Raw genomic sequence first — 11,413 nt, forward strand, 5'->3', positions numbered from 1 at the left:
TGAAAAACGGAAACCTCCTTATGTTGCTTCTTCTCCTCGCCGCGGTGCAGACCGTGCAGGGACAGCAAACGGTTTTCGGATTGTTCAGAAGCGAAGTGGGTCTTGGCGACAAATACTATAAGGACAAAAATTATACGGAGGCCCTAAAGCTATACATGGAAGCCGCCCGGAAAAATCCGGATGTCCAACTCAGAATTGCACGGTGTTATTATTCGCTCAAAGAGTATTCGACAGCCGTAGCCTACTATGGCCGGTATTTGAAAGAAAGGCGATCGCTCCCCTGGAGTGATACTTACTACTACGCGGAAGTGCAGGCCGCTACCGGTAACTACGCGGCGGCTATTGAATACTATCAAAAGCATTTGACAAACAAAAAAGACGACGAGCTTGCCCTGCGAAAAATATGGCGGCTCAGCAACATCAAATACTTGTACGAGGATTCATCACATTTTGCTGTCCGGCCTATTTCGCTGAACACGGAATACGGAGAGTTGTGTGCGACGCCCTACAAAAACAGGATCGTGTTTATGTCGAACCGGAAAGAACCCGAGCTCGTCGAAAAGGTGAATGCGGTGATGAACGCGCCTTTTTACAAGATCTATTCGGCGCGTGTCCTTCCCGGCTCAAGCGCCGACGGGGGGCATCAATATGATAAGCCATCGCTTTTCAGCAAGGAGCTGGCGTCGCGGTTGAATGCGGGGCCGGTGGTGTTTTATGACAAGGAACAAAAGATGGCCTTCGTGTCGGCGGCGAATGAAACGGGCAACGGGGGCAATCGGAATTTGCAGCTTTACTTTGCGGAATGGAAAAACGGGGAATGGACCGAGACCGATCCTTTCCCTTACAACAGCCGGTATCATTCCATCAGCGATCCCACCATCAGCGAAGACGGCAAGGTCCTTTATTTTTCATCGGACATGGGAGGCGGCCAGGGTGGCAAAGACTTGTACCGGTCTGCCCTCGACGAGGATGGAAAATGGACCCAGCCGGAAAACCTCGGCGAGACGGTGAACACACCCTATGATGAAGTGTTTCCCTTCCTGCATCAAAACCGGACCCTTTACTTTTCATCGAACGGTCACCCCGGCATGGGCGGGCTCGACATTTTTGAGACGGCCATCAAAGCCGACGGCTATAGCGAGCCGCGCAATATGGGCTACCCCATCAACACCAGCTACGACGATTTCGGCATGACCGTGGACGAGCAGGATACCCACGGCTATTTTTCGTCCAATCGAAAAAATGGAGGCTTCAACGACGACCTCTACGAATTTGACATGGACCTGCAAACCTATCCGGTGACCATCGCCGGCATTGTTAAATTAAAAGAACACGCCTGGACCGATGCATCGGCCATCACGGCGATGCCCCAAACGAAGATCTACCTCGTAGACAACTTGCGCAATACGACCGTATTCCAAACCGTTACCGATAACAACGGGAATTTTTCCGTGGTGGTACCGTATCTTAGCGAATATGTTATCCGCGCGGTGGGCGCCGATGGAAAAGAAAGCGTTGTCGTGTTCGAAATCCCAAGACATCAGCAACAAGTCAGTGCCCACGAAATTGTATTTGTAAAAGACACCTTCTAGCGATATGAAGCATTCCCACAGTTCCCTTCTTTTCCATCCATTCACGAAGCTGAATGTGATCCTGCTCTTGCTCACGCTCACAGCATTTGCCACGCTTCCCGCCGCTGCGCAGGTGCGGCAATTGATCCAGGTGAAAACTTTCGACGAGCAATTGAAGCCCCTGAAGAATGTCGAGGTTTCGATCAACAACAAAGACTTCATCTCGACCGGCAACAAGGGCGAAGTGTTTGTCGAATTGCTGGAGACCGACGTGCCGGTGAAGACCATAAAAATAAAGAATGAACAATACGAACCGGCGGCCTGGAACCTGAGCAAAAGCATCCTGGAAATTGTTGTCCGCAAGAAGAACTACCAGGTGGCCATCGTAACCTTCAAGGACCGGAACAACGCTCCCGTGAGCAACCTACCGGTCACCTTCAAGGGCCGGAAGACCGCGCAAGTCACGACCGATGCGGCGGGCAAAATTGAAATACCGCTCGCCCTCGATGAGAAAATAAATACGGCCGACCAATTTACCGCAAAGGGTTACGACGTTGTGGATCTGCAGCAAACGGCGAAAGAGGTCGTGATCACGGTGGAAGCTATTAAGCCGGTGGTCGTGGCCCAAGCGCCAACGCAGACGCCCGCGACGTCCGAAAAAGCGGCTGCCCAAAATCCCGAGATCAACACAGAATATTTCAAGAATTTCAATCTGGCCAACCTGGACTCCATCCAATCCCTCACTGTGTTCTATGCCATCTTTAAAAACGTTCCCATAAAAAGCATGGACGCGGCGACAAAAGCAAAGCTGGACGGAAAATTCAATCAGCTGGTCACACAACTCCAGGATTCGGCGAGCCATAAAAAGGATGTCTTTATGGGGAATATTTCCGATTCATCTTTTGTGAGCGAAGATATCAAGAACCTCTTGAAAAAGGCCACCTTGGAAGGCCAGGGTCTTACCACCCAGAAAAACGAGTTTGATGAGAAGATCCGGATCATCGACCAAAAACTCCAGAAGGGTCTGATGAACCTCGATGAAAATACCCGCGCCACACTTTTCTCGGACCTCATCGCCCTCGAACAACTGCTCGCCTCCAACGAGAGCCGCTTCTATAAAAACGTGAGCGACTACCGACTCATCATCAGCGGCCTCAAGGAAAAGTATTTCGATTTCCAGAAGCTGGAGAACCAACTCTCCGAAAGCGAGGCCCGGCGCCTGGAAGAACAACTTGCCTTCCGGAAACAAATTTTTGCCATATCGCTCGTGGTAATCGGTTTTGCCATCCTCATCGTTTTGCTGATCACGTTCAGCGGCCGGTTGAGAAGACAAAAGAAAGATCTTGTCCGGGCCAACGAGGAAGTGCGTCGCGTCAACGAAAACCTGGAGGCCATTGTCCAGGACCGCACCAAACTGTTGGAAGAAGCCAACCGGGAGCTCGACACATTTTTGTATCGCGCCTCGCACGATTTGCGGTCGCCGGTTTGTTCCATCATCGGGTTGTGTAACATTGCCATTCACCTCTCCAATGGCGAGCCTAAAGAACTGGTGGAGCGCGTCGTGCACACCACCGAGGGCATGGATAAGCTTTTGAAAAAACTGAGCATCATCAGCGAGATCAACCAACCCACTGGTTATTCATCCATCACGCTGCTCAGTCTCGTGGAGAATGTACAAGACCGTTTCTCGAATCTCATAAACGAGAAGGGTGTCAAATTCACGATCGACTGTCCTGCCGATCTTGTTTTCTTCTCCTATCCCAACCTGGTTGACGTGGTCATTACCAACTTGGTGGAAAATGCGCTCATCTACAGTCTCATGCAGCACGCCGAGGGAGCCAGCGTGGTCTTCCAGGCCACCATCAAAGACGATCAACTTCATTTCAGCGTTCGTGACAATGGCATTGGGGTGGAAGCCAGCATTCAACCTCGCCTGTTCGACATGTTCTTCAAAGGCCATCCCGACTCAAAGGGCAACGGACTGGGGCTGTACATCGTCCAAAAATCGGTACAGGCACTGGATGGAAACATCACCGTAGCATCCGAGCAAGGCCGGTACACCGAGTTTGTCGTTCAACTTCCGTTGAATGCCATACAGATGGGAAAATCGCTGGAGGCTGAAGTGGCTTGAGAATATGTTTTTGGGATGTAAACCCGCATGCCCTTCACCTTTCGTTTCAATAAATAAAAAGACCTGTTAGTTTTCTAAGGACTAACAGGTCTTTGATTTTCAAAAGCAACTATCGCTTCCTCACCAATTGTCCGTAGTCTTTATTTCTCGACGACGTATACTTATAGAAGTAGAAGTGATCCGTGAGGCCGGCAGCCGACCATTCAAAATTGTAGTGCTGTCCTTTCGTCACTTTGCCTTCGTAGACCGTGGTCAGGCTTCGGCCTGATTTGTCCAGGATCTCGACCTTAACATTGTCGTCGTACGGGGCCGTCCATTCAAAGTTCAGCTTGTCTCTGAAGGGGTTGGGGTACACGTTCAGTTCGAAAGGTATTCTTGTGGCGCTGGCCACAGGTACCTCCGTCGCAGCTTGCTGCTGCACCGAAGCGACCGTAGTAGTGGTGGAACAAGGATCGCTGGATGACGGATCGCCGCCGCCCGTATTATCCTTCTGGATACACGCCGTGCTGGTGGTATAAGAGCAAGTTTGTGAGCAACCATTTTTCGTAAGCGTCAACGTGAACGTTGCCGAGCTGCCAGGGGCACCAGCCGTATAAACCGCCGTAGAATCACTTCCCGACGTGATCGCCCAGCTATTGTCCGTGCTGGTTACCGTCCAGAGATAATTGGTGGCACCTGCAACAGCCGTCGACAATAAATTTCCAGCTGATCCGCACACGACAGGTTTGGTGGGCGGCGTAATGAGACAAGACCATCCGACAGAAACCGGATCCACCGTGAATGAACGCGTGGCCGTACAACCTGCTGCATCCTTAACGGTCACCGAATAGGTTCCGGAATTCAGACCGGTAACATCTTCCGTCGTTGCACCCGTCGACCACAGGTAGGTGTACGATGGTTTACCTCCCATCACCGAGAGATCGATACCATAAGATCCTTCGACCCCGCATGTTGCATTGCTCACCGCGCCGCTCACGTCCAAGGCTGTCGGTGAAAGGATAAGGAAGGAGAGCGTGCGGGTACATCCGCTGGCATCTGCTACCACAACAGTATAGAATCCAGCCGGAAGACCAGTTACTGCACTACCCGTTGCACCATTCGACCACGTGTATGTGTAAGGAGGAACGCCGCTCACAGTAAGGGTGATCGATCCGAGATCGGTGGCACAAACCGGTTGATTGATTTCGCTGGCAACCGTCAACGGTTTTTGGAAAACACTAATCGTTGCCTGCGTGCTGCAGCCTGCCGCATCGGCTACCGTCACGGTATAAAGGCCGACGGCAAGTCCTGTGCGATCTTCCGTGGTGGGGCCATCTGCCCATTTAATGGTATAGGGAGAAGTACCACCCACAATCGACAAATCGATCGCGCCAAACGTATCGCCAAGGCAACTCGTCGGGGTCACGACATAGGTTAACAGTAAAGTGTTGTTGAGTCGAAGCGTATAGCTTTTGCTCGTCGAGCAACCTAAAGCATCGGTTATTTTTACGGTAAAGCTTCCGGCGCCAAGACCGGTTACGTCTTGCGTCGTTGCCCCGTTGCTCCACGAATACGTGTAGGGGGTGACACCGCCGGTAGGCGTTATATCGATGCTGCCGTTGGCTTGCGTACAGGAAGGATTGAAAAGCGAAGCGGTGGCGCTGAGCAGGGACGAATTTGTCAACATGAACGATTTTTGCGCCGTGCAATTTGTTGAATCGGTTACCGTCACCGTGTATAATCCGCTGGGCACGTTCGTCAGGTTTTGCTGGGTTGCGCCGTTGCTCCAGAAATAGGTGTAGGTGCCTGCTCCTGTTCCGCCGGTCACGTTAAGCGTGATCGATCCGTTCGCCACGCCACTACACGACGGGTTTGACACGGTCTCGGTGATGACGATTGGCGGTGGCGCCGAAACGGTCTCATGCAGTGTAAGGGTATTTCCTTTGGCATCTGTAATGGTGACGCTGTACATTCCCGCCGTAAGATTTTGTATGGAAGGTGTAGTGGCGCCCGTTGACCACGAATAGGTAATAGGAGCTTGTCCATCCTGGATTGTGGCACTCACTTGTCCGTCTGCACTTGCAGAACAAGTTACATTTGTTTTTTGCAAAGTAGCCAGGAGTGTCGAACAGGTTTGCGTGGTATCGGGAGGTACGGGATGTGAAAGCGTGTCATAATCCACACAATTACCATATTTGTAGGCCACTGTGCCCAACGTCTTGTTACAGGTATTGTCCGAACACCAGGTAAACTTTATCGTGAAATCGGCAGGACGTCCTTCTCCAAAACCGGAGATGTTGTCGATCTTCAATCCATAGACACCGGTCGTGGGGTCTTTTCCAAAAACCTGTTTCCAATGTTCCGAATTGCTGACGTCTTTTAATTCTCCACAGGGAAAGCCCATAACGTAATGCGAAAGACCAAACGTCCGGGTGCCGTTATAGGAAACCTTGACTTCATACTCCGTGCACGTTTCTGAGATGGGCTCTTGCTTTACAATCACCGTCGAATAACTGTTGTTGTCACAGGTAGGGTGACCGCCACCACCAGGTTGACCACCACCAGGGTGACCGCCGCCGGGATGACCTCCACCGGGTTGACCACCGCCCGGGTGACCACCACCCGCTTGGCCGCCGCCATGTTGGCCATTGCAGCTGGGGTGGATCGGACAAGTATGTTGCCCATTACAGTTAGTATGGACCGTACAAGTATGATGGCCATCACAGTTAGATTTAGGATGGATAGCACAGGAAGTGTGATTATCCTTGGAAGTGTGATTATCCTTAGACGCGTGGCTGTTCTTGGACGATTGGCCATCCTTCTTAGAATCGTTACCATTCTTCTTAGAAGGGCCACTGTCCTTCTTAGAAGTATCGCTCTTCTTCTTAGAAGCGCTACTACTACTATAGGAAGACTTTCCATTCTGCGTGGGCTTATCTCTGGAGCCCTGTTTTTGTGCCGCCACCTCCAGTGTGGCGAACACGCTGATCAATCCGATCAGACAAATTGTAAAGTATCGTTTCATAAGCAGGCATTTGGTTATGCCCTGAATACACCGCAAACGGCATCGACTAATTATTTAAGCAGAGAAAGGAGTTTTACACCGTTAAAGGCAATCATTTATCAGTTGAAGCGGGATTACTTCAGATCACGATTTTTTGCAAGGCCGGAAGAGGCGGTCAGAGGGGGATGAACCTTACATGGTAACTTACGTAAAAGTTCTGTTGAATGGATGATTGGGGCGATTAATGGAGGGGAGTTTTTTTGTTTTGTGCTCTAGGCCATGCGTTGTGTTGAGTGGAGGAGCCAGAATCCAGGAGCCAGGAGCCAGGAGGAGTAGTCAGTAGTCAGTAGTTGTGTGGGTGTGGGCATGGGATTTGTGTTTTGGAAAATTTCCTTGAGTAAGAAATCGCGGTTCTGCTCTCCTGGTCCCACATTCACACTCCACACATACTCAAGTCTCCTGAAATTTTGACGCTAGTGCTTAACCTCAGTAAAAATTTCCCGAGTCGGAGATCCCCATTCCACGCGCTTCTCACTTTAAAACACTCACCCACACCCTATCCCCACACCCACACAACTACTGGCTACTAGCTACTGATCAACGTCACAGCCGAACGATCAAACTGCCCTCGAATATCTCCCTCAGCTTCCGATCCAGCACCTGCTCGTCTTTCGCCGTCACGTTTACCAGGGCAAATCGATCTTGGTCTTTCACCATCCGGCTTCTCCACTCCCATTGATCGATCGTGACCAGGGTTCCGTTGGTATACCACCAGGCTGTGTACAGCTTCTCGTGGCCGCGTGAGAGAACGCCTTTGTAAATTTCGTGTTGATCGATCCGCGCTTTGCGGATGCTTTTGAATTGGTATCCGCTTCCGCGCCAGCAGAGCAGCGGTGTGTGTTCGCCGGTGAAGAATTCGGGGATGGTCTTCACGTAAACCAGGAGGTCGTCGGTTGTCAATTTGGTGATGCCGCCATTTAGTTCTGCGCCTTTTGCGTCTTTGAATTTTACGAATGCGTGGGGAATGGAAGACTCGGCGCCTTCGGGGCGGATGGTGAAGCTTGTCGATAAGACAAGGATGCCCAATGCTGCCAGCAGCAGTCTTGACCGGGCGGGAGTATCAGTTTGTGTGGCGGCTTGTTCGAATGGCTTCCCGAATTTCTGTACCAACGTTCTGGCCAAGTAATACAACGGCATCATGACGTAAAGCAGTAAACAAAGAACTCCAAAGATCTCATGCAGCGGATTTTCGGGAAGGATCCTGAAGAGCACCAGCATGACGATCCGAAAAAGGTTTGACAGCACATTGAATCCAAAGACGGCGGCAAAGAACACGATGAGCCATCCCAGCGACAAGGTTCTTTTCTCTTTCCTGTAGTGATGCACAACGGCGAACACGCCCATGAGCATGGACAAGCTGAGCATGCTCAGTCCCATACAGGCTTCGTCTACAGCAAACTGAAAACCATCCGCGATCATGAGGTTGCCTTCCACCTGAACATTCCAGCCCAGCTGTAAAATCGCTCCCGCGCACTGGCTCAGCCACAAGCGGATGGGAAAACCCAGGATGGCGGTGACCTGGAGAAACACGGGCGACATCAACGCGACCTGGAACAGGATGATGGTGTTCAGTCTTCCCGTCACAGCCTCCCAAACCAGCAAGAGGAAGCTAGCCACCATGAGAAAGAAAAAGATCTTGAGCAGGTAAAGGTGGGCCAGCCAACCAAAAAGAAGCAGGCCAAAGAGATAATACATGTTGATGCGCGCGGGTCCTTGGCGGATGATCACAAACGGCAGCAACACAAGCCCTATCACAAAGTTGCTCACGGTGATGTAGGTGAAGGGCAGCCCCACGCACCCTGCACACAGGCCCAAAGCCGTAAGCAAGATCAACAGCAGGTGTTGACGGCTCAGGGTGCCAGCGTTTTGTACCATCGTGCCCAGCACTGCGAGTGTCATGCGCGTCGCACTTTGAGGTAGATGACAAAAGCAGCAAATAGAATGATCAGTACCCACTCGTGTGGTTCGGGCACGGCGCCGGACGAATCCTTGGCCGCATTTTGCAGGCTATTCTTCAGGCCGTGGATATTGAAGCGATCGTAGTCCGCTTGCGTTTCCAGTACGATGAGGCTCGACACCGGCGACACAACGTATGCCTTAGACGCCTCTTCGACCAGGGTTTCGTTTATAAAATCTTCCTTGAAATAACCGGGACCGACGCGTCGCATGATGTCGTTGTAGGCAAAGAGGCGAGCCAGGTGATCGGGAGCTGAGTTGGGAGGAGGATTGTCGCCGGACTTCGTCCGGGTGAGCTGGAGATCGGCGTCGTGGAGCACGATGCTGTTTTCCGTTTCGTGTAGTGTGGGAAATTGCTGCTTGTCCAGCAAGGTGAACAATTCTTCGAGGGATCCTTCGCTAAATTGCAAGGCACGGAATTCGCGCAGGGACCCGACATAGGGCGATACTGTTTCGCCCAAATTGTAAACATGGACGCGCTTTCCCGATGCGAAAAATTTGCTGAGGCGAACGGCGAACGGGCTGTCTTTGAAATCGCTGAGGTGCACCGAGAATGCATTTCCTTTGGTGACCACCAGGGGAGTATTCTTTTTTCTCAATAAGTGAAATGGGAACAAGGAGAAGGCACGCTTCTGCAACGTCTCTGCGATCGGCCAGTTTTGCTCGTTCAGTTTCACAAAGGCATCGTCATAGAAAACGTAAAGATTGTCACCCAGGTGGGCTTTGAAAGCCTCCACTTCGTCGGGCGTCCAACTGGTGTTGATATCGAGGTAAATGGCGCCGGCCTTGTAGGGGTCGTAGGTGGGTGTGTAAGGCTCCAGGGAATAGCTGTAGCCGTCGAACGAGAAGGTGTTGGCGGTCTTTACCGGGGTCGCTTCCATTCCTATGGACAGTTCCGGGTTGTAGCGGGCTTCGGAGATATAGTCGCCTTTGTCGTTCTTTTTGAAACGGTTTGGCAACTCTGTTTTCGGTGGCGTGCCGATGAAGGTGACGCGGGTGGTCTCGCGGGCATCTTCGGCGTTGGGGCCTTCGAAGAGAATACTTTTGTAGACGATTTGTCCTTGCTGTCGTGTTAGCGGTGAGGTGATGCCGATCTTGAATTTGCGCTCTTCGTCCGGCGTACAAGGGAAGACGCGGACCGACACTCTATTTCCTTCCTGCCAATGTACTACCGACGGGTCGCGGCTCTCGTGACCGACGATGGTGGTGTAGGCCTCGGTTGCTTTTTGCTTTGATGTGAGGATCGCTTTCTCTTCTTTACCGTTGATCCAGAGCGACAGCGACGTGACCACGGAACCCTCAGGAAGTTGGAAGGTATAGATGGCCTCCTCCATATTGCGCCAACCTCGTTTTCCCGAGTTGTTCACGTTCAGATATTTTTCAGTGTAGGCCAGTTGCAGATCCGGGTAGATGTCAACGTCGGTGACGATGTAGGACGTCGTGAGATTATCGCCGGACCAGAGGCGTTCTTCCGCCTGGTGTCTGGACTTGGTGATGGCCTGCAGAATGCGGAGGCGTTCTTCGGCCGGCAGGGTGCACTCTTTGATGGCGGTGGCCACCAGCACCAGCGGGTCGTGTTTGCGTTGCTCGTCCCACGCCCCTCTGCGCGGCACGTCGAGTCCTAAAAAATTGTCTTTTGCCGTCGTGTAGACCAAATCGGATTTGAGGATCCTTCGTGTCATCCAATCGTCTTCCAGGGTCTGTGCGGCTTTCACCCAGGGCGGAAGTTCGGTCTCCGGAGCGATGACCGATTGGTTCGTGACCTTTGCGATCTCATCCACGCGGCGGCTCCACTCCGAAATGAAAGCGGCCGTGAACAAGAGGGGCATCAACACACCGGCGATCATCCAAGCCGCCGGAGCGTTCACTTGTTTATGATAGTGTTTGATCAGGGCAATGACCAACACCACGAAGCAGACGGGCACATACATGAGTCCGCCGATCCCGAAAAACAAAAGACCTATCCAACTGAACGCGTAGTAGCTGGCGGTGAACACCATGGCATACAGATAGACCACCAGCGCAGCGCCCAGCAGCACAAACTGGATCTTGTTTGCCCACGCCGGCAGCCGCTCGAAATATTGAAAACTCATCAACGTCATCGACGAGATTACCAGGTAAACGCTCCACCAATTGGCCGATGTTTCAAACACGGCATACTCGCGGTTCAGGGCAAAGGCGCTGACGAGAAACAAATTCAACAGCACCACCGTTTTATGAATATTCGCCTTTCGCCAACTGGCCCGGATGCCATACGCCTTGTTATAGATCAAGAATCCCGCATAGCCCAACGCTAGAATATAATGACAGAAAAACACCTCGAAGGTATAGTTGTCGCCATCACGGGGTGTGAATTCAAAAAGCAAATAAAAAAAACAGGATGCCGCCAGGAAGACATATCCAAGCAAGAGAAAAGGATCGCGCTGTAGTAGTAGGGTTGTGCCGTCGACCCCTACCCTGGGGTTGACGCCGATGGTTTGCTGGTCTGTTGTCATACGAAAGCTAAACGGTTTAAAAGTACTTTGTGTTTCAAAGTAAAATGAAATTTTCCAACAAACCAACCCCAACCTCCAATATCACCGAACGCTAAACTTTCCCACATTTGAATATTCCCAACAACCTTCCCTCCAAAAACCACTTATTCCCAAACTCCTGCCTCCAGCCTAGTTAATTCCGGTTTCCGACCGCCACCTCAAAAAAAAACCACGCCCG

At 51.6% G+C, this 11,413-nt stretch carries 5 protein-coding genes; 2 read left to right on the forward strand and 3 right to left on the reverse strand.

Translation table 11 applies throughout. The features are described from left to right. The first annotated feature begins 20 nt into the window (after positions 1–20). Entirely contained in the window at positions 21–1,592 is a 1,572-nt protein-coding gene (locus tag BUB30_RS14765) for a tetratricopeptide repeat protein (RefSeq protein WP_178377116.1), read from the forward strand. A gap of 4 nt (positions 1,593–1,596) precedes the next feature. Next, positions 1,597–3,702 (forward strand): sensor histidine kinase, encoded by a 2,106-nt coding sequence (locus BUB30_RS14770; RefSeq protein WP_073135460.1) that lies wholly within the window; start codon positions 1,597–1,599, stop codon positions 3,700–3,702. Between the two features lie 109 nt (positions 3,703–3,811). Here the strand turns inward: BUB30_RS14770 and BUB30_RS14775 are convergent, their stop codons facing one another. From BUB30_RS14775 to BUB30_RS14790, 3 genes are all read right to left on the reverse strand, one after another. Continuing rightward, positions 3,812–6,706, reverse strand: coding sequence for a SprB repeat-containing protein (locus tag BUB30_RS14775; protein WP_084138134.1), 2,895 nt, complete (start codon positions 6,704–6,706; stop codon positions 3,812–3,814). A gap of 582 nt (positions 6,707–7,288) precedes the next feature. Then, entirely contained in the window at positions 7,289–8,644 is a 1,356-nt protein-coding gene (gene xrtN, locus BUB30_RS14785) for an exosortase N (RefSeq protein ID WP_073135466.1), read from the reverse strand. Beyond that, positions 8,641–11,196 carry an XrtN system VIT domain-containing protein gene (locus BUB30_RS14790; RefSeq protein WP_073135468.1) on the reverse strand — a complete coding sequence of 852 codons (2,556 nt, stop codon included), beginning with the start codon at positions 11,194–11,196 and terminating at the stop codon, positions 8,641–8,643. Before BUB30_RS14790 ends, xrtN begins: the two co-directional genes overlap by 4 nt. Positions 11,197–11,413: the final 217 nt, after the last annotated feature.

The organism is Chryseolinea serpens (assembly GCF_900129725.1).
Taxonomy (GTDB): domain Bacteria; phylum Bacteroidota; class Bacteroidia; order Cytophagales; family Cyclobacteriaceae; genus Chryseolinea; species Chryseolinea serpens.

Bases quoted from the DNA above. Each gene is read 5' to 3' on its own strand.
- BUB30_RS14765 (WP_178377116.1), top strand. From the start codon at position 21: ATGTTGCTTCTTCTCCTCGCCGCGGTGCAGACCGTGCAGGGACAGCAA.
- BUB30_RS14770 (WP_073135460.1), top strand. From the start codon at position 1,597: ATGAAGCATTCCCACAGTTCCCTTCTTTTCCATCCATTCACGAAGCTG.
- BUB30_RS14775 (WP_084138134.1), bottom strand. From the start codon at position 6,706: ATGAAACGATACTTTACAATTTGTCTGATCGGATTGATCAGCGTGTTC.
- xrtN (WP_073135466.1), bottom strand. From the start codon at position 8,644: ATGACACTCGCAGTGCTGGGCACGATGGTACAAAACGCTGGCACCCTG.
- BUB30_RS14790 (WP_073135468.1), bottom strand. From the start codon at position 11,196: ATGACAACAGACCAGCAAACCATCGGCGTCAACCCCAGGGTAGGGGTC.